At 36.1% G+C, this 19,771-nt stretch carries 15 protein-coding genes; 11 read left to right on the forward strand and 4 right to left on the reverse strand.

Annotated elements, in window-relative coordinates; genetic code table 11:
- Positions 1–65: 65 nt before the first annotated feature.
- A complete protein-coding gene (locus Q0543_RS09655; protein ID WP_299251935.1) occupies positions 66–935 on the reverse strand; it encodes a DUF4846 domain-containing protein in 870 nt (289 codons plus the stop codon).
- A gap of 431 nt (positions 936–1,366) precedes the next feature.
- Here Q0543_RS09655 and cmk point away from each other — a divergent pair, with 431 nt between their 5' ends.
- From cmk to Q0543_RS09685, 6 genes are all read left to right on the forward strand, one after another.
- The gene (gene cmk, locus Q0543_RS09660; protein ID WP_299251938.1) at positions 1,367–2,071 is read left to right on the forward strand and encodes a (d)CMP kinase; all 705 of its coding nucleotides are present in this window, start codon (positions 1,367–1,369) and stop codon (positions 2,069–2,071) included.
- 59 nt (positions 2,072–2,130) lie between these two features.
- Entirely contained in the window at positions 2,131–3,012 is an 882-nt protein-coding gene (locus tag Q0543_RS09665; protein WP_299251941.1) for a 4-hydroxy-3-methylbut-2-enyl diphosphate reductase, read from the forward strand.
- A 132-nt stretch (positions 3,013–3,144) separates the two neighbouring features.
- On the forward strand, positions 3,145–3,720 hold the full coding sequence (locus tag Q0543_RS09670) for a DUF502 domain-containing protein (RefSeq protein ID WP_299251944.1): 576 nt from the start codon (positions 3,145–3,147) through the stop codon (positions 3,718–3,720).
- Between the two features lie 159 nt (positions 3,721–3,879).
- A complete protein-coding gene (locus Q0543_RS09675; protein WP_299251946.1) occupies positions 3,880–6,744 on the forward strand; it encodes a TonB-dependent receptor in 2,865 nt (954 codons plus the stop codon).
- A 170-nt stretch (positions 6,745–6,914) separates the two neighbouring features.
- Positions 6,915–8,285, forward strand: a complete 1,371-nt coding sequence (locus tag Q0543_RS09680) for a T9SS C-terminal target domain-containing protein (RefSeq protein WP_299251949.1) — start codon at positions 6,915–6,917, stop codon at positions 8,283–8,285.
- Positions 8,286–8,395: 110 nt separating this feature from the next.
- The gene (locus tag Q0543_RS09685; RefSeq protein WP_299251952.1) at positions 8,396–8,944 is read left to right on the forward strand and encodes a hypothetical protein; all 549 of its coding nucleotides are present in this window, start codon (positions 8,396–8,398) and stop codon (positions 8,942–8,944) included.
- Positions 8,945–9,541: 597 nt separating this feature from the next.
- On the opposite strand, the gene trxA is transcribed toward Q0543_RS09685, so the two are convergent.
- From trxA to Q0543_RS09700, 3 genes are all read right to left on the reverse strand, one after another.
- Positions 9,542–9,862 carry a thioredoxin gene (trxA, locus tag Q0543_RS09690; RefSeq protein ID WP_299251955.1) on the reverse strand — a complete coding sequence of 107 codons (321 nt, stop codon included), beginning with the start codon at positions 9,860–9,862 and terminating at the stop codon, positions 9,542–9,544.
- Positions 9,863–9,922: 60 nt separating this feature from the next.
- Entirely contained in the window at positions 9,923–13,504 is a 3,582-nt protein-coding gene (gene dnaE, locus Q0543_RS09695) for a DNA polymerase III subunit alpha (RefSeq protein ID WP_299251958.1), read from the reverse strand.
- Positions 13,505–13,985: 481 nt separating this feature from the next.
- A complete protein-coding gene (locus Q0543_RS09700; RefSeq protein ID WP_299251960.1) occupies positions 13,986–15,659 on the reverse strand; it encodes a protease in 1,674 nt (557 codons plus the stop codon).
- Between the two features lie 169 nt (positions 15,660–15,828).
- Between Q0543_RS09700 and rpmH the strand changes: the two genes are divergently transcribed.
- From rpmH to Q0543_RS09725, 5 genes are all read left to right on the forward strand, one after another.
- Positions 15,829–15,987 carry a 50S ribosomal protein L34 gene (gene rpmH / locus Q0543_RS09705; protein WP_083921225.1) on the forward strand — a complete coding sequence of 53 codons (159 nt, stop codon included), beginning with the start codon at positions 15,829–15,831 and terminating at the stop codon, positions 15,985–15,987.
- Between the two features lie 50 nt (positions 15,988–16,037).
- A complete protein-coding gene (gene rnpA / locus Q0543_RS09710) occupies positions 16,038–16,454 on the forward strand; it encodes a ribonuclease P protein component (protein WP_299251966.1) in 417 nt (138 codons plus the stop codon).
- A gap of 53 nt (positions 16,455–16,507) precedes the next feature.
- Positions 16,508–18,160, forward strand: a complete 1,653-nt coding sequence (locus tag Q0543_RS09715) for a S41 family peptidase (protein ID WP_299251969.1) — start codon at positions 16,508–16,510, stop codon at positions 18,158–18,160.
- A 92-nt stretch (positions 18,161–18,252) separates the two neighbouring features.
- On the forward strand, positions 18,253–18,930 hold the full coding sequence (tsaB, locus tag Q0543_RS09720) for a tRNA (adenosine(37)-N6)-threonylcarbamoyltransferase complex dimerization subunit type 1 TsaB (protein WP_299251972.1): 678 nt from the start codon (positions 18,253–18,255) through the stop codon (positions 18,928–18,930).
- Between the two features lie 13 nt (positions 18,931–18,943).
- A complete protein-coding gene (locus Q0543_RS09725; RefSeq protein ID WP_299251974.1) occupies positions 18,944–19,456 on the forward strand; it encodes a DUF2480 family protein in 513 nt (170 codons plus the stop codon).
- The last annotated feature ends 315 nt before the right edge of the window (positions 19,457–19,771 follow it).

A 19,771-nucleotide genomic window follows, 5' to 3' on the forward strand; every position in this document is an offset into this window, starting at 1 on the left:
TCGAAAACGATTGAAAATGGAGGGGTGTTGCATTTATGATTAGAATCCACCTTTAATAACGAAGGTCAAAATCGCTTCAAATCACCCACCACAAACGTCCACTCTGGCGTATCCAATGTGCTGTCCTCCGGAATCTCAAACCACGGACTAATTTCAGCATTGTTTAAATTTTTAACAACATGAATATCTTGCGCGGGCATATAACTTTGTGCAAGCATAAATACCTTTTTACCTGTCGTTTTATTTTTAGCAACATCCATCACAATCATTGCATGGCCAGGGAAACCGCCAGTTATGAACACATCTCCAGCTTTTATGTTTTCTATGGATACAGCCTTTAATTCTTTTGAAAGGGAATACGTGCCGCAATACATAAACACGGTATTCATGTATTTTCTAAATGCAGCGTAACTGGTATCTACATTTGTCTTTTTTACCCATGTAACGTTATTGCCTGATACGTGTGCTCTGTAACCATTCCGCCACTTCGAATAAGGCGCTTTGGTGCCGTTTGTAAAGGTGAATGATATTGAATCAAACGCTTTCTTTTGAAATAAATATTCTGCACGCAACCGCATAACAGCATCTGCACATTGTTGTAAATCGCTGGTGCCGACATCGAAACTTAAAACAGCCGCATGTATGTGTTGATTTTTCTTTAAATCACCATTAAATAAATATACAGGCGTGTTGTACGCTTTTAGTCTTGAATTTCTGAGCCAGATTTCATAAGACTGAGCTTTATAAGGCATTCTTTCATATCCTTCTGGCGAATCAAAACGTTTAATTAGAATATTGGAAGTCTTCGTATCTAAATCTGAACGAGTTTGTCCTTTAAATAGGCTATTTCGTATATTTGCATTTGTTGCAAAAACATAGCCGAGTGTAGCAAATAAGCCAATAAATAATATTGAAATCCCTAATCTTTGTTTCATCTATTTGTTTATGAAGGTTTTAAATAAAATGTTTTCAGTAAAAAGCTTGGCTTTTGTTTGTATTACTATCATAATGCAAAGTATGGTTTCTTGTTACAATATGAAGCAAAATAAAGCTGCAAAAAAGTCACTCTTTTAGTCCGCACAAAGAATCTAAAATGAAACATAAAAAGCATAGATAATAAAAGAATAAATTTATTATATTTAATTTAATAGAAATTAATCAAATACAGTACCATTATGAAAAAGTCTTCTCTAATTATCGCAGTATCAAGCGTTGTTTTTGCAATCTTAGTTTCAGCATGCAGTAGCGGAGCCGCTCATCAATCTTGGCAGCCTAAAAAGGGTAAAAAACCGAAAGCGGGTCAAAATAGATAATACATTTCATAAATTTTGTGTGTTGTAAAATGTGTTTTTAAAATAAAGCAGCAATGAAAAGAATAATTGTAGCCATTGATGGGTATTCGGCATGTGGGAAGAGTACAACGGCAAAGTTATTAGCAGCTAAATTGGGGTATGTATATGTGGACACTGGCGCCATGTATCGTGCTGTAGCCTTATATTTTATTCAACATTATATAAATTCTACAAATCAAAAGGCTGTTGCAGAAGCATTGACTCATATCACTGTATCTTTTATTTACAATGAAAAGACAGAAACGAGCGAGACCTATTTGAACGGATTGAATGTAGAAAATGAAATTCGAAAAATGTATGTTTCCGAAAGAGTAAGTGAGGTGAGTGCATTAGCTGAAGTTCGACGATTTCTTGTTCAGCAGCAACAAAAAATTGCAAAGAAAAAAGGCGTTGTAATGGATGGAAGAGACATTGGTACACATGTTTTTCCGGATGCGGAATTGAAAATATTTATGGTTGCCGACATGCACGTTCGTGCGTATCGCAGGCAACAAGAGCTATTTGCTCGAAAGCAAATAGTAGATTTAGAAGATATCATTGCCAATATTGAAAGCAGAGATTTGATGGATACGACACGAGAAGAGTCTCCTTTACGTAAAGCTCCAGATGCACATGAAATTGATACAACCTACATTACCGTTGAAGAACAGGTAGACTGTATAATGAATATTGCGGTAGGTACTATGATTGAATTGGAATATCGAATAGAAGATATTTAATTAAAGAAACAAATCTGCACACATATATGTTGATTGTTCAACACGTGCTTGATAAAATTATGGAAATTACAATCGAAAAAAATTCTGGCTATTGTTTTGGAGTTGAATTTGCTATTCAAATGGCAGAAGACGAAATGGCAACAGGCGAACCATTATATTGCTTAGGTGACATCGTTCATAACAGCATGGAAGTGGAACGTTTGGCGGCCAAAGGATTGAAAATAATCAATCACGAACAATTGAAAGAATTGTCGAATTGTAAAGTGTTGATTCGTGCACATGGCGAACCGCCCGAAACATATAAATTAGCTTTAGAGAATAACATTGAACTTGTTGATGCTTCATGCCCTGTAGTATTGAAGTTGCAAAACCGAGTAAAATCTTCGTTTGATGCGATTGATTCAAAAGAGGGACAAATTGTAATTTACGGGCAGCAAGGTCATGCTGAAGTTGTAGGTATCAATGGACAAACAGGCGGAAAGGCTATTGTAGTTACTACTGAAGAGGATTTGAAACAAGTCGACTTCTCGAAACCCGTAACGTTGTATTCCCAAACAACGAAAAGTACGCAAGGCTTTTATAAAATGAAGGATACCATTGAAGAGCGTATTCGCGCAGCGGGCAAAAAACCGGAAGAAACATTTGATGCCAATGACAGTATTTGTAGACAAGTTTCGAACAGAGAACCGCAATTGAGAAAATTCTCAAAAGAAGTTGACGTGATACTTTTTGTAAGTGGCAAAAAGAGTTCAAATGGAAAAGCATTATATAGTGTTTGCAAACAAGAAAATGAACGCAGTTACTTTATAGAAAACGAATCTGAAATAGAGCAGGATTGGATTCATTCAACAGACAAAATAGGAATCTGTGGTGCAACATCAACGCCTATGTGGCTTATGGAAAGAGTTCAAGCACATGTTCAAAATCAGCACTGGCAGTAAAAAATTTGAATTAAAGTAGTTATCCCAAATACGTTAATTTGAGTGGTTGAGAAATCGTAAAATCACGGCAATAATATTCTCCACACTACTGCAGCTTTGATAAATCCCCTTCATAAATCATAATCGAGTTCCATGAAACTTATTGTTCGTTACTTTATTCAAGGCTTGTTATTTTGGACACCAATTTTCATTACACTCTATATTATATATTTTATATTTAGTGTATTTGATCACATTATTCCAACGCTATTCAATGTTGAATTAACGCCAGGCGTTGGATTGATTATTGTGCTGGCATTCCTAACAACTACTGGCGCAATAACATCCTTGTTTTTAGTGATGCCTGCATTTAGTTTTTTAGAAAATTATATTTACAAAATCCCATTCATTAATATTATTTACTCCTCTTCTAAAGACGTAGTAGGTGCTATTGTAGGTGAGAAAAAACGGTTTGATCACCCTGTAATGGTTAAGACAGGTGATTTAGGAACCTTTAGAATTGGATTTATTACAAGAGATGAATTTAATGTTAAGGGAATGGAAGGCATGGTTTCTGTATATTTTCCGCACTCGTATAATATATCTGGCAATATCATTTTTGTTCCAAAAGATAAGGTCTTGCCTTTAAACATAACGGGTGCAGAAGCAATGAAATTTATCGTTTCTGCGGGTATGACGGGAACGTTCAATGAAAAAGAATCTATATAATTACATGGGGGTTACCCCAGTATTTTTTTAATGTTACCAAAACAATACTTGGTAACATTTCCATAACAATCCCTTTAATTTGTGTTAATGTGTAGGTAAACATTGGGTAACAACACAAGCGTATTTTTGTAGCGTACATTAACCTACAAATAAAAGCTCGTGAAGAATACGCTACGTTTTCCAAAATGGTTGGCAACGACCACTATGTTGTTATTAATATCTATGTTTTCTACTTCTTATTCCAATGCACAAACAGGTTCTGTTAAAGGCATCTTAATGGATTCTACTGCAAACGAATTACTCTTCGGCGCAATCGTAGCATCGCCGGAAAATCCGAACTTGGGAGCACAATCTGATATGGATGGTATTTTTGATATTTCAGCTATTGAACCAGGAACATATAATTTCATTGTGTCCTATATTGGATATAAAGAGCATACAATAAAGAATGTAATTGTTTATGCAGGCCAGGTTACTGATATAGGTACAATTAATATTAGTATTGATGAAGGTGCATCTATAGTGGAAGTGGTTGGGCAACTATCCACAAATACAGAGACTGCTGTAATTGTAGAAGTTCGTCAACAAGAAGAAGTGGTTAGTGGTATTTCATCCGAACAAATTTCAAAATCTCAAGATAGAGATGCCGCACAAGTTGTATCACGAATTGCAGGTGTAACTATTGTCGATAATAGCTTTATTCTTGTACGTGGCTTAAATCGTCGTTACAATGGTATTATGTTGAATGGCGTAATGGCACCTAGTTCTGAAATTGACTCTAGAGCATTTGCCTTAGATTTAATTCCAAGCAATATGATAGACCGGATGTTGGTTTTTAAATCGGGCTCTGATCAATTGCCAGGTGATATGACAGGTTCACTTGTTAAGATATATACACGAAGTATTGTCACTCAAAAATTTACCAATATTACTGGGTCACTTTCTTATAGAAATGGCACCACATTTACTAGTAGACAAAGTCAGTCTGTTGGTGGTACAGAGTTTTTAGGATTTAATAATTCACGCAGCTTGCCTTCTAGTATGCCTGCTGATTTGAACGGGACAGGGGTAATTTATGATCCTGCGGCGCAAGAAAATGCAGCTAAATCTTTAAAGAATGACTGGAGTTTAAAAAATACTACTGTAATGCCTGATCTTAGGTTGGGTGCAAATATAGGGCGTTACTTCTATATAAATAAAGCTAAAGTAAGCAATATTACATCGTTGTCATATACGAGAACTTCTCAGTATTACAAAGCGGAACGTAGTAGAAACTTATACATTACTCCAACAGATTTTAATCCACTATTCAATTACACGGATCAAGTACTTCAAAAGAATACGCGCATCAATGCATTGTCAAATTGGAGCGTTGTTATGAATACTAGAAATAAAATTGAATTTAGAAATTTGTTTAATCAAACAGGTTTAAATCAGACGGTATTGAGAGAAGGCATTAATAAAAAAGCGGGTTCATCTCCATCATCTTGGTTAGCAGTTGAGGATAGAGCTTTATATTATCAAGAAAGAGGTATTTATTCAGGTCAATTAGGCGGCACACATGATTTAGCAAATAATAAAACATCCTTTGAATGGACAACTGGCCTGTCATACATATACAGAAATGAACCTTCCTATAGAAGAGGAGGCTCTCAAGCTACTTATGGCTCAGGCGATCCGCAAGTAGTAGTTATTCCTGGAAATGCTACGGATAACGATGCAGCAACATACGAATCCAAATTGAAGGAACATACGATTGCTGCTACTGCTAATATAGAACACATGCTTGTTGGTTTAAAGGATAGTGTAAATACTTTTGGATTAAAACTGCGAGCAGGTTTTTATACGGAAAAAAGAAATAGAACATTTGAATCTAGATGGATGTCTTACATCAAACAAAATCCTGGCACGTTTGATAATTCAATTTCTGCGCAGCCCATTGAAACAATTTTTGATGCACAAAATATCGGTTATGGGAGAGGGCTTATTTTAAGTGAAGGTACGGATGGTACAAATAAATACGATGCATCCAATACATTATTTGCTGGTTATGTTGGGACAGGTATTTATTTTACTGATAAAACTGCTGTAACAATGGGACTGCGTGGTGAGCATAATACCCAAAAAATAAACACGAAGAATCAATCGGGCAAAGATTTGCATGTAAGTAATCCGATTTTAAATTTGCTCCCTTCAATTGGAGTGAATTATAATTTCACAAAGAAAATGCAGGTGCGTGCTTCCTTTGCAACAACAATCAACAGACCCGAGTTTAGAGAAATCGCACCATTTGGTTTTTATGATTTCGAAAATAGCTGGAAAGTTAATGGCAATCCTGATTTAAAAAATTCAATAGCTCAAAATGTAGATGTCCGTTGGGAACTATACCCAAGCGAAGATCAAGCAATAACAGTAGGTGCATTTTATAAAGACATTACGAACCCAATTGAATTTTATGTTCAACCAATTGGAGGGCAAGATCAAAACTTTTATTACGACAATGCGCCTAAAGCTAAATGTTACGGACTAGAATTAGAAGTGAGAAAGACCTTAGGATTTTTAGCTCCTACATCTACTTTTGCGAAACGATTTACGATGGTGTTAAATGGCTCATTAATTAAAAGTGAAGTAAATTTAAATAGTACAGTAAGTGGGCAAGCTAGTAGACGTCCAATGCAAGGGCAGTCACCTTATGTGATCAACGCTGCAATATATTATGCAAATATTGAAAAGAGAATTCAAGCCAATGTCGTTTATAATGTTTTTGGTAATCGCTTGTTTGGCGTGGGTGATGCAAATTTTGCAACAATTTATGAAATGAATAGAAATACCTTAGATATGACCATAACAAAAGGGCTGTCTGAAAAATTTGAATTAAAACTCGGTATTCAAAACATATTAAATGCTAAATACAGATTGGTAGAAGATTCGAATCGAAATTTTAAAGTGGATACAGGAGATCAAACAATTTCCACCTATAAAAAGGGGGCTTACTTCACAATAGGCGGGAGTTATAAATTTTAATACAGGATACGATTAAATAGAAGAGGCCTAGGATTTCAATTCTAGGCCTTTTCTATTTAACCCCAATGTTACGTCAATTATGTATTACATGATTATTTACTAAACATTTGCTAACACTAGGGTAATACTGATAGGCTACTTTTGTAGAAGAAAATAAATAAACAATGAATATGAAAAAAGCAATTAGATTAGTAATGGTTGGTATCATAGCCAGCGCAACAATAGTAGGATGTAAACCTAAGGATGATGGTGCTGCTCCCATTTCTATCATTCCAGTGGATCAAGTATTAACAGGAAATCTTGAAACACAAACCTTAGATGCAAGTAAAGTGTATACGTTAAAAGGTTTGACATATATCAATAATGGCAAGACACTGACAATTCCTGCAGGAACAATTATCATGGGCGATAAGTCTTCCAAAGCATCATTAATCGTTAACAGAGGCGGTAAATTAATTGCGAATGGTACAGCTTCAAATCCAATTATTTTTACATCTAGCGCACCTGCTCCGTATAAAAATTATGGTGATTGGGGAGGTATTGTACTTTGTGGAAAGGCACCAAACAATCAGTCTGCAAATCAAGTTATGGAAGGCCCTACAGATTTTTCTGTGACATCAGGAAATGGCGTATTTGGTGGTAATGATGAAACTGACAACTCAGGATCTTTATCGTATGTTCGCTTAGAGTTTGGTGGTATTGCCTATTCACCAGACAAAGAAATTAATGGATTGACATTATGCTCTGTTGGCAGTGGTACTACCATTAATCACATTCAAATTTCATATTCTGGGGATGATGCTACAGAATGGTTTGGTGGTTCTGTAAATTGCAAATATATGGTTCATTTCAGAACATGGGATGATGATTTTGATACAGATTTCGGTTACCATGGCAATGTTCAATTTGGTGTAGCTATGAGAGATAAACTTGTTGGAGATCCAGGATCTTTGTCAAATGGTTTTGAATCGGATAACGACGCTTCAGGTTCTGGCAACACGCCATTTACCACTGCAAAATTTTCGAATATCACAATTATGGGACCTAAAGTATATGCGCAAAGTGCTATCAGTGCTAACTTTAATGCGGGTATGCACGTGAGAAGAAACACGGAACTTACCATACAAAATTGTCTTGTAACAGGTTTTCCTACAAATGCCAACTTTGATAAGTATCAAGGTAATGTAGCAATGAATATTAAAAATAATTTATTTGCTGCATGGAAAGGTTCTAACTCTTCAAATGCAAACGGTGCTGTATTTACTGCTGGCAATGGAAATGACTCTTTAGGATTTTGGTCTGCGAATAAATTCGGTTCGAAAAATTCGGTTGCAGCTATCTATGCTGATACAACATTGTCAAATGGCAATCCTGCTCAAGTAGCAACTTCTGCAGGCTTAACAGGAGCAAACTTTACGGACTTAACAGATCCATTCTTTACTTCAACAACATACATGGGTGCTATGGGTACTAGTCCTGACGCTGCTTGGGGATGGAATTCAGGTTGGTTGAACTTTACGCCTGAGGCTACTACTTATTAATAGATATTTGTTACGAGTGTCTAATACTTTAACAAGCAAACCAACGCTAGACTTTTCTAGGGTTGGTTTGCTTGTTAAGTTAAAAAAAGCTATTCAAACTAAATTTTAACATGAAACAAAATATTTTATTTATAACAATCTTGCTTCTATTAACAACTGTTTCTTGTACAAAAAAATCGTTGGATTTAAACCCCAATTCTTATTTATCAGAAGAACAGCAAATGGATTTCAAAATAGACTTGTGTAGGTATACAGAAAAATTACCACCTAGAACATCAATGGAAATGCGTTGGGATACCGCTGTATTAAAATATTACAAGCACGATGCTGAATTTATGAATTTAGTAAAGCTTTATAAAAATGAGGAAGGTGTTTATTATTTTTATATAACTCGTATTGTTCCTAGTATAAGACAGGGCGAAAGACGTGCTATTGCTGGAAAATGCAAATTTACAAACAAAAAAATATCTGATGTGGAAGAGATTTTTGTCAGTATTATTGAGAGTCCTGAAGTATTGGAAGAACATTCAATTGGGTTGCTTAGCGAAGTTATAAAAACAGATAAAGCACCCATTGCTAATAAACTTGTAGAATGGCCGAACGATTATTTTTATTACAATAAAAGTACGAATCAATGGGATAGAGTTTCTTCCAGATAGATTTCGGATCAATTGAAAATTTTATAAAGCTTCAATAATAGATACATATTACTTGGCTAACATTGATGGTGTATATTTGAAACTGAAAATAGATCTATTCAATTTTTTAATCTTATGGGCGTCAGCTAGACGCCCTTTTTATTTCATTTCAAGGATACATTTCTGCTAAATTGTAGCCACCTAAGTATGATTTTTATCCTTCTGAGTCTCAATAAATATAAATTGCTATTACTATTGATTGCAGCGAACGTGTATTTTCTTTCATAATAACTTTTCGTTCCATTATTATTATGAAGCTTTAAGTATTCAGAATCGAAGGAATAAATGTTGTACATATGATTGCGAGATTTATTATGCAAGATCCATATTCATTATTGCTACAACATTAAGCGAATCCTAAACTATTATTATCGCTGAAGAAATTAGAATTTATAGCGCATTCAAAATCTACGCGAATAGAATCCAGTAACCTCTGTCTCAGATTACACAAAAAGGTTGCGATAAATCAAAAAAATAACATTCGAAAAATTAAATTCACAAATTAAAAAAGATCCTGCATGTGCAGGATCTTTTTTAAAACTTCATTATATACTCAAATTATAATTGAGCGTCAATTTTTTGTGCCAATACCGACTTAGGAACAACACCAACTTGTTTGTCAACGATTTCTCCTTTTTTCAAAATCAACAATGTTGGGATTGAACGAATACCAAATTTTGCCGATACGATAGGATTTTCATCTACATTCAATTTAGCAATTACTGCTTTGCCTGCATAATCACCAGCTAGTTCTTCAACTACTGGTCCAATCATTTTACAAGGCCCACACCATTCTGCCCAGAAATCTACTAATACTGGTTGATCTGTATTGATTATTTCTTCAAAGTTCGCGTCTGTTATTTCTACTGCTTTTCCCATAATTGAAAATGTGTTAACTGTATTCTGTAAACATAATGAAAATTTAATAAAAATGGTTCCTTACGCACCAATTTTGTAAGATATCCCATCTAGTTTTGTCAATTCTTCCAAGAACACATTGCTTGGATCTACTCGATAGCTTCTAGAGAACGTTTTTACAGTATGTTCAGCCGTATTTTTAGTAAGTGTTAAGTATAATAAGCATGTACCTTTATGCTCACTTACAATGCGATCTATTTCAACAACAGTCACGGCATTTATTTGATCCAGATTCACACTAATATTCACACTCTTACAAAGCTTTGCGCGTACGTCTGCCAGCAATTGGGTAAAATTGATTTTAAAATCCAACTCTCCATCGCGACCCCATTTCGGCTTTAAGCTTCCTTTCATAAACAAAAACTCACCTATGTTTATGAAATGCGCATGCTTCAAATAATCTTCACCAAATAACGCTAAGTCCAAAGACCCACTATAATCTTCAATCGTAAAAAGTACAAATGGCTTACCATTTTTACTTTGGCGTACGTTTACTTTCGTTACAATTCCTGCCACAGTCAAGTCTTTCCCTGGGCTGGTCATTACGTTCTCCAACGGACAATTACAGAAGTTATCTATCTCTAATTTGAATTGGTCTAGTGGGTGGCCTGAAATATAGAAACCAACAATTTCCTTTTCCTTCTTCAACGTTTCAATATTGCCCCATTGTTCACAAGGAACTATTTTTGGTGGCGAGGGCTTTGCACTATTGCTATCACCAAACAAAGAGGATTGATTGGAATCGTCTTCCGTTTGAAAGGCATTGCCGTATCGAATGGCTTTCTCTAGAAACGTAATCGTTTCTCGTTCTGCAACATTAAAATATTGTGCACGATGCAATTCACTAAATTGATCGAGTGCGCCAGCAAGAGCTAAGGATTCAAATGTTTTTTTACTTACCGCACGCAAATTTACTCTGGAAACAAAATCAAAGAAATCTGTAAATGGCCCATTTGCTTTACGTTCATCAACAATTGCTTGAACAGGACCTTCGCCAACGCCTTTAATCGCGCCCATTCCAAAGCGTATTTGCCCGTCTTTATTTACAGCAAACTGATAGCCACTTTCATTTACACTTGGCCCCAATACTGCCATACCCATACGTTGACATTCTTCCATAAAGAAAGATATCTTATCAAAGTTGCTTAAGTTGTGCGTCAATACCGACGACATATATTCTGATGGATAATTCGCTTTTAAGTACGCCGTTTGATAGGCTACAAATGCATAACAGGTAGAGTGTGATTTATTAAATGCGTATTGTGCAAAGGCTTCCCAGTCGGTCCAAACCTTTTCGCACACTTTTGAATCTAGACCTTTTTCAGCTGCGCCATCAATGAATTTGCCTTTCATTTTATCCAGCGTATAACGGTCTTTCTTACCCATTGCTTTACGAAGAACGTCCGCATCGCCTTTGGTAAAGCCTGCTAACTTCTGAGAAAGAAGCATCACCTGTTCTTGATACACGGTGATACCATATGTATCCGAAAGATATTCTTCCATCTCAGGCAAGTCATACACAATCTCTTCTTTACCTAATTTACGTGCAATAAATTTTGGTATGTATTCGATTGGGCCTGGTCTGTACAAGGCGTTCATCGCAATTAAATCTTCAAACTTGTCTGGCTTGAGATTGATTAAGTGCTTTTGCATACCCGCCGATTCAAATTGGAAGGTCGCGTTTGTTTCACCTTTTTGATACAGCTCAAATGTTTTCGGGTCATCCAAGGGTATATAATCGATTTCGATTTTTACACCGTGGTTTTCTTCAATCATTTTTAAGGCATCCCGAATAATGGTAAGGGTTTTCAAGCCCAAAAAGTCCATCTTGATTACACCTGCATCTTCAATTACTTTTCCATCAAATTGCGTAACAAGCAATTCCGAATCCTTTGCGGTGAATACTGGAATGATGTCATAAAGGTCTACCGGTGCAATAATAATACCTGCTGCGTGTATGCCTGTGCCGCGCACAGAACCTTCTAATATCAAGGCTTCTTTCAATACATCCGAAGCAAGTGTTCCGTTGTCATCCAGCATCTCTCGAAGCTTCTTGACGTTTTCAATATCTTCAGGTGTAAGCTCTTCGCTTAATGTTTTTTCTTTATCGTGTTTTTTGTCTGAGGCTTTCATTGGGCCTTTCATAACCCAATTCAATTCAATTCCGGGTTTGTCAGGAACCAACTTTGCCATTGCATTCGATTCTTGTAAAGGCAAATCCAATACGCGCGCCACATCTTTGATACTCATCTTAGCAGCCATTGTACCATAGGTCACAATCTGCGCTACTTGTTTTTTACCATATTTTTCAACCACATAATCAATAACTTTCTGACGACCTTCATCGTCAAAATCTGTATCAATATCGGGCATGCTCTTACGATCCGGATTTAAGAAACGCTCAAACAGTAGATTATATTTAATAGGGTCGATGTTTGTAATGCCAATGCAATACGCAACAGCAGAGCCAGCGGCAGATCCACGTCCAGGTCCAATCAGGACACCAATCTCACGGCCTTTATTAATGAAATCTTGTACAATCAAAAAGTAACCCGCAAAGCCCATCGTACGGATGGTGTGCAGTTCAAAGTCTAGTCGTTCTTTTGTTTCTGGACTTATTTCGCCGTATCTATTTTTAGCACCTTCGTATGTTAAGTGTTGCAGGTAATTATCTTGGTCTAAAAACGTAGCGGGTATTTCGTAATTGGGAAGTAAGATATCTTGCTTTAATTTCAGAATCTCAACCTTGTCAACAATCTGCATGGTGTTGTCAATCGCTTCAGGTACATCGCTAAACAACTTCGTCATTTCTTCACGTGTCTTGAAGTAAAACTGATCGTTGGCAAAGGCAAAGCGGCGCCCCTTCATGGAACCTTCATCATCTGAAAAATCTTTCATCGTTGGGGTGCTTTGCTTTTCACCCGTGTTGATACATAAAAGAATATCGTGCGCGTTCGAATCTTTTTGATCTACATAATGCGTATCGTTAGAAGCGATAATCGGAACTTGATACTTGCGTGCAAGTTTAATCAATACTTCATTTACAATATTTTGTTCTTTGATATCATGTCGTTGCAATTCCACATAATAATCTTCCCCAAATAAATCCAACCACCACTTGAATGCTTTTTCGCCTGCTTCTTCGCCTTTAGATAAAATAGTGCGCGGCACTTCAGCGCCCAAACAACAGGTTGTAGCAATCAAACCTTTGTGATATTGCAAGACCAACTCTTTATCTATACGCGGATACTTGCCGTATAAACCATCAATGTATCCTAGTGAGCAAAGTTTGATTAAGTTTTTATAGCCCTCTGGATTTTTAGCTAAAAGTAATTGATGATACCGAACGTCTTTATTGTCTTTGGTAAAAGATTTTTTGAAACGATCTTCCACCATATAAAATTCACACCCAACAATGGGTTTAATATTATTTTTAACCGCTTCGGCAACAAACTGAAAGGCGCCGTGCATGTTACCATGATCTGTAAGCGCCATAGCCTTCATTTCATTTGCAACAGCTTTCCCAACCAAACCTTTGATGCTGGCAGCACCATCGAGTAATGAAAATTGTGAATGTACGTGGAGGTGAGCGAAATCAGGCATAAATTCAATATTTGTAGAACTACTAAGTTACCCAATAACAAAAAAGAGATATTCAAAAGTTTTCAACAAGGCATTTATTTTTGAATAAATATCGACCAAGCCCTTGTGAATTAATTCACAAGGGCTTGTAATGCTAGGTGATTTTATTCTTACTAGGACAAATAAACTAATATATGTTTTTTGCGCTTGTTAGGCCACTTTTCCCAGTGGTCCGACGACTTGTTTAACGTTTGCTCATTATTCGGTGGTTCTGCCTCACGACTTGTTTAATGTAGCTATTCCAAAAAATGTATACTATACATTCCCACACTTTTAAGATTGAATGGAACATATAGGCAGACTTTCATCCTTTGTCGCGGCAAGCGATACCTATAAATTTCAATCAGCACCACACATATTTCCTATAATCGGCTCCGCCAAGGCTGAAAGCCTTACATCTCAAAGCTAGGGGCATCGCCCCTAGTAAAAAACAGTGCAAAGCTTAAGCAAATAATTTTAAACCATCCTTAAAGGCAACCTGCAGTGCCATAAAATAAAGACTTTCAGAACGCTTTAATTCCACTTCCCATGTTTGTATTCCATTCGTAATATCTACAAACATCGAATCCAATTTTTCCAATTCTTCTATCACACATTCCGCTAAGGGTAAGCTATTGATGCGCAACAATCGATCGCCTTTGCCTAATTTAGTTATATATGGAGATGCATCATCAACCAATTGCACAATGAAGTTTGTATCACAAAGAAAACCGAATGTGCGTGCAAAGAAATTTGAATGCACTTCTTCTTTTACGTCGATATTCAGATACGCAAAAGCCGTGATTAAGTCCGATTTTAAATCTCCCAATCCAAAAATCCACTTATTATAAGCGTTAATATATGTATTAGATGTTAGCTCATGAAATAAAGACGCGATGGAATCTTCTGTATAACTTTTATAAATGGAAGAACTGCTATCCCACAATTTACGCATCATGTCGCGAAGGTTTGTTGCGTTGTTGGTAGACTTACGCAAGGCAGTATCCATCAATAATGCGACGATGGCTCCTTTAACATAAATGGATACTTTTCTGTTTGGGATGCCCGCATCATACCCATCAATCCACAAATCAAAAGAGCTATCTGCTAGTGAAAGGTGATTATTTCCAAAAGAATAAAAATGTCTTTTTAATAAAATATTTAATTCGTTTTGATACCATTCTTGGGTAAACACCTGCGATAAGCCGAGGTAATAATCGCCCAGGTATGTGGTAACACCTTCAGCAATAAATCCTGTTTTAAAATAATTGGGCTCGAATAATCGATACGGCAACATTTCTGCAGGCCTTATTTTACAAATATTCCACGTATGATATAATTCATGCGAGCAAATGCCAATGAGTTCCGTGTACAATTTTTCTTTAATGTCGAACGCTGGTCCGAGGCAAATAACGGTGGAGTTTCTGTGTTCCACTCCATGATAATGTTGGTAGGGGAGAATCACTAATAAGAAATGGTATTCTTTTTCGGGGAATGAACCAAAATCCTGTATTTGAGCAATCGTGAATTTTTCAAAATCGCTAAGTAGGGTTTCTGGATAATGCGTTGCGTCTACTGTAGAGTGGATGTAAAATGGGATTCCATGAACCTCGTACTTAAAAGTATTAAGTGTAGGTGTAGCCATCATCGGAAAATCACTTAACGCAATAAAGGAATCAGCTACATACACATCTCCCTGTTTTTGCATGCCTGTTGCAATCTTGAAAGACGTAGGTACGTTCAATTTAAGTTCACACGAAACGTCTTCTTGTCCATCAACGGCCATCAAACACGCAATGGTATTGATGTAAAACAGCTCCTCGTCTGCCCAACATCCGCCCGCATCCATTTGTCTACTATAATAAAGGTAACTAAATGTGATTTTTTCACCTTCTGCTACCTTCACCTGCCAATCGTTTTTTGAGGTCTTTTCTATGGACAAAGAATTGCCTTTTTCGTCACTTGCAGAACAATCACGTACATTTGCAGCATAGTTTTGCAGGGTATAACGGCCTGGTCTCCATGCAGCGATCTTTAAAACGGGGTTCTCTTTAGTAGATATAAAGGAAATTCTTATTTGTATGAAATTGCTGGATAAATCACTACTATCTATTTGATATTCAATCACATTTTTCATATTTCGAGGTCTAAATAGCCTAGGTAGAGCTATATTTAACAAATATTAGCAACTTATTTTTAAAAACAATATTGTTAGTTCCAAAAAGGATTGGTATATTTGCAACCCTATTTATATGAAAAGAACAGATTCTTGTCTTCAATAATACGTAGGATAACGATTTACAATTATGAAAAGAACATTTCAGCCATCAAACCGTAAAAGAAAAAATAAGCACGGATTCCGCACAAGAATGGAAACTGCTAACGGTAGAAGAGTTTTAGCTGCAAGAAGAGCTAAAGGTCGTAAAAGATTAACGGTATCAGACGAGATTCCTCGTAAAGGATAATTTGTTTCAAAGCTTGTTGCCGCTAAGGTGAATTGTTAAGAATATTAACCATGCACCACGATATACATCAAACTAACGGTAACAAGCTTTACTCTTTTCCTAAAAAAGAAAAGCTTGTTAGTAAAGTCATCATAGATCGCTTATTTAAAGAGGGCGACTCTAAATTCAAGTATCCGTTCCGGATATTATTTTTATCGGAAGGAAATTATTCCGAGCCCCTTCCCCAAATACTTATTTCAGTTAGCAAACGAAACTTCAAACGTGCCGTTGATCGAAACAGGATTAAACGATTAATTCGTGAAGCATATCGCTTGCAAAAAGAGCAATTGCTTTCCTTATTCCCATCCAATCCATCTCATTTAGCAATTCTTTATACAGCTAAAGAAGAAATTCAACTAGAGGAATTGAAAAAAAAGCTATATTTAATAGTTAAAATGGCCAATTCAGACAATAAGCTGTCTAAATAAGTCGTATTGTATACACATGCGTGTCTTGCGCACATTTATATTAATTTTATAAAATGAAAATCAAACGTTGGGGAATTGTTACTGCAACTGGTATTGCATTCATTGCATCCTTGTCAGCATTTACACAAACAGATAAATATTTTGAGATTGCTAAAAACATGGAGATTTTTTCCAGCGTTTATAAAGAAGTCAATCTCTTGTATGTAGACGAGATTAATCCATCTCAATTTATGGAAACAGGAATCGATGCGATGTTGGCGTCTCTGGATCCTTATACCAATTATATCCCCGAAGATAAAATTGAAGATTTTCGTACTCAATTAACAGGTCAATACGGAGGTATCGGCGCTGTCATTGGCGAGCGTCACGATAAAATCATGATCTTAATGCCCTATGATGGCTTTCCGGCACAAAAAGCCGGACTTCAAATCGGCGATGAAATAATAAGTGTAGATGGAATTATTACAACAAGCAAAAATTCTGGCGAAGTAAGTAAATTACTACGCGGACAAGCAGACACTCCATTAAAAATTAAAGTGAAAAGATACAACCAAGAACAACCTCTTGAGTTCACACTTTCCAGACAGAAAATTAAAATCAGTAATGTGCCGTATTATGGAATGGTAAATTCCAATACCGGCTATATGAAATTATCAGAGTTTACGCAGGCAGCCTCTTTAGAGGTAAAGAAAGCGTTGACAGAGTTGAAAGCGCAAGGAGCGAAACAGATTATTTTTGATTTAAGAGGCAATCCAGGCGGCTTACTAAATGAAGCGGTAAATATTTCAAACATATTTATTCCCAAAGACAAACTTGTAGTAAGTACAAAAGGTAAAGTATCAGAATGGAATACAAAGTACATTACTGAGCTGATGCCAGATGATTTGGATATTCCTTTGGCTGTATTGGTTAATGGAAGAAGCGCATCGGCATCTGAAATTGTTTCTGGTGTAATTCAAGATTACGATCGTGGCGTTATTGTAGGCCAACGTTCGTATGGTAAAGGATTGGTGCAAACAACGCGTGAGTTACCGTACAAATCTCAAATAAAAGTAACCACAGCTAAATATTATACACCAAGTGGAAGATGTATTCAAGCAATCGATTACGCACACAGAGCAGCAGATGGAAGTGTTCCTAAATTTCTTGATTCATTAAGAACTGCTTTTCAAACAACCAACAAACGTACGGTGTATGATGGTGGTGGTGTCACTCCAGATATAACGGTAACACAAGATTCTATTTCGCCAATTTTGATTTCATTGGTTACTAAAAGCTTGTTGTTTGATTACGCAACAGAGTATCATGCAAAACGCGCTAGCATTGGCGATGCACGTATATTTAAACTTACAGATGCAGAATATCAAGATTTTGTTAACTGGTTGAAAGGAAAAGATTATAGTTACGTAACGAAAGTGGAAAAATCATTGGATGAGATGACGGCCCAATCTAAGCAAGAAAAATATTTTGATGCCATGAAAGGGCAGCTTGAGCAGATGAAAGCAGTTATCAATAAAGACAAGGAAAATGATTTAATTAAATTTAAGCCTCAAATTATGGAATACTTGGAAGAAGAAATTGCTTCCAGATATTATTTACAAAGAGGAATTATTGAAGCCTCTTTTGACAATGACAACGACATACAAGCGGCTTTAGAAGTTTTGAATAATAAAACCAAGTACGACAAAATTTTGTCAGGTAAATAAGGAAGAGTTTTGACAATCAAATAATGCAGAAGAATCAACTTGTTGATTCTTCTGTCTTTTATACTGAATTGGTAATTTAGCAATCATAATTTATGACACATATATTAAGCATAGATACCAGCACATCTATATGCTCCGTAGCTTTGCATGCGAATGGAGAATTAGTTGCCCAAACTGAAACGTTTCTAGATCGTTCCCATTCTAGAAACATTGCACACATGGCAGAACATGTATTGGCTATTTGCGAAATATCATCGAATAATTTAGATGCATATGCCGTTTCTGCTGGCCCAGGTTCTTATACAGGCATGCGCATTGGTTCATCTACAGCGAAAGGGTTTTGTTTTGCATTGGATAAACCACTCGTATCCGTTTCCTCCTTATATAGTATGGCCGCACAATTACAACACAAATCACCTGGTTTAATATATGTGCCAATGATTGATGCTCGCAGAATGGAAGTATATACGGCTACCTATAACGCACAATTAGAAGAAATCTCAAAAGAACAAGCGCTAATTTTATCTGATTCTTCTTTTGAGGAACAATTATCCATAGAAAAAGTGTTGTTTGGTGGGGATGGAAGTTCAAAGTTCAAAGAAATTTGCACAAATGTGGGAGCTTTTTTTGCAACAGACGCATATCCATCTGCAAAATTTATGGGAAAAATAGCTTTTGAAAAATTTGAACAGCAGAAATTTGAAGATATTGCCTATTTTGAACCCAATTATATCAAAGAATTTCACACCAATAGTAAGGTGAATATATAAAACAGACTGAGAAATGAGTGAAGAAGGAATAATTAACAAGGTTCAGCAAAGCGGATTGGTCACCATTGATCTAGAAGAATACTTCCATTTGGGAGAAAAAGTGCTTTTTGATATAAAAAGTTACTTGTATGAAGGGATTATTTTAAAGGAAAAAGACTTTAGAGGATACTTAAAAGAACATAATTGGGAACAATATGATGGCAAAAATGTAGCAATTACATGTTCTGTGGATGCAATTATACCTACTTGGGCATACATGTTGGTGGCTACTAAACTAGGGTTTCATGCCAATTTGATTGTTTTTGGAACTTTTAAAGAGCTTCATGCGAAAATTTTTTCGGATGCAATTAGTCAGATAAATGCACAAGATTATGCTCAGTCTAAAGTTGTAATTAAGGGCTGTGGAAAGTTAGAAGTGCCTGTATCTGCGTATGTTGAATTGACCAATAAGCTACTACCTGTAGTGTCTAGTATTATGTATGGGGAGCCATGCAGTACGGTTCCCGTATACAAACAATTGAAATAATTCAAATTTAGGTTTGGAACTTTAGGTATTAAAAGCTACCTTTGTACTCCCAAATCGAAAACAAGGCACTTTTTGGGAAACGCTCTTTCTTACATCTGAATCTTTCTTTCTTTATTTAGTACAAGATTTAATACAACAAACTTTGCAACTACATTTGGAAAAAGATTTAAAAATTTGCACCTTTGCATCCCCAATAAACGGAAGGTATATCGGGGATTGATTGAAAGGAAAGCAATAAAAAAAGACAAAATAAATTTTACATTTATTTGTTTTAAAAAGAAAAAGAATTACCTTTGCATCCCGTTAGAGAATAAA

Source organism: uncultured Cytophaga sp., from assembly GCF_937863595.1.
GTDB lineage: Bacteria > Bacteroidota > Bacteroidia > Cytophagales > Cytophagaceae > Cytophaga.

What these genes read in the sequence shown, in the direction of transcription:
- tsaB (WP_299251972.1), top strand. Translation starts at nt 18,253, where the DNA reads ATGACACATATATTAAGCATAGATACCAGCACATCTATATGCTCCGTA.
- trxA (WP_299251955.1), bottom strand. Translation starts at nt 9,862, where the DNA reads ATGGGAAAAGCAGTAGAAATAACAGACGCGAACTTTGAAGAAATAATC.
- Q0543_RS09725 (WP_299251974.1), top strand. Translation starts at nt 18,944, where the DNA reads ATGAGTGAAGAAGGAATAATTAACAAGGTTCAGCAAAGCGGATTGGTC.
- Q0543_RS09680 (WP_299251949.1), top strand. Translation starts at nt 6,915, where the DNA reads ATGAAAAAAGCAATTAGATTAGTAATGGTTGGTATCATAGCCAGCGCA.
- cmk (WP_299251938.1), top strand. Translation starts at nt 1,367, where the DNA reads ATGAAAAGAATAATTGTAGCCATTGATGGGTATTCGGCATGTGGGAAG.
- rpmH (WP_083921225.1), top strand. Translation starts at nt 15,829, where the DNA reads ATGAAAAGAACATTTCAGCCATCAAACCGTAAAAGAAAAAATAAGCAC.
- dnaE (WP_299251958.1), bottom strand. Translation starts at nt 13,504, where the DNA reads ATGCCTGATTTCGCTCACCTCCACGTACATTCACAATTTTCATTACTC.
- Q0543_RS09685 (WP_299251952.1), top strand. Translation starts at nt 8,396, where the DNA reads ATGAAACAAAATATTTTATTTATAACAATCTTGCTTCTATTAACAACT.
- Q0543_RS09670 (WP_299251944.1), top strand. Translation starts at nt 3,145, where the DNA reads ATGAAACTTATTGTTCGTTACTTTATTCAAGGCTTGTTATTTTGGACA.
- Q0543_RS09655 (WP_299251935.1), bottom strand. Translation starts at nt 935, where the DNA reads ATGAAACAAAGATTAGGGATTTCAATATTATTTATTGGCTTATTTGCT.
- Q0543_RS09665 (WP_299251941.1), top strand. Translation starts at nt 2,131, where the DNA reads ATGGAAATTACAATCGAAAAAAATTCTGGCTATTGTTTTGGAGTTGAA.
- Q0543_RS09715 (WP_299251969.1), top strand. Translation starts at nt 16,508, where the DNA reads ATGAAAATCAAACGTTGGGGAATTGTTACTGCAACTGGTATTGCATTC.
- Q0543_RS09700 (WP_299251960.1), bottom strand. Translation starts at nt 15,659, where the DNA reads ATGAAAAATGTGATTGAATATCAAATAGATAGTAGTGATTTATCCAGC.
- rnpA (WP_299251966.1), top strand. Translation starts at nt 16,038, where the DNA reads ATGCACCACGATATACATCAAACTAACGGTAACAAGCTTTACTCTTTT.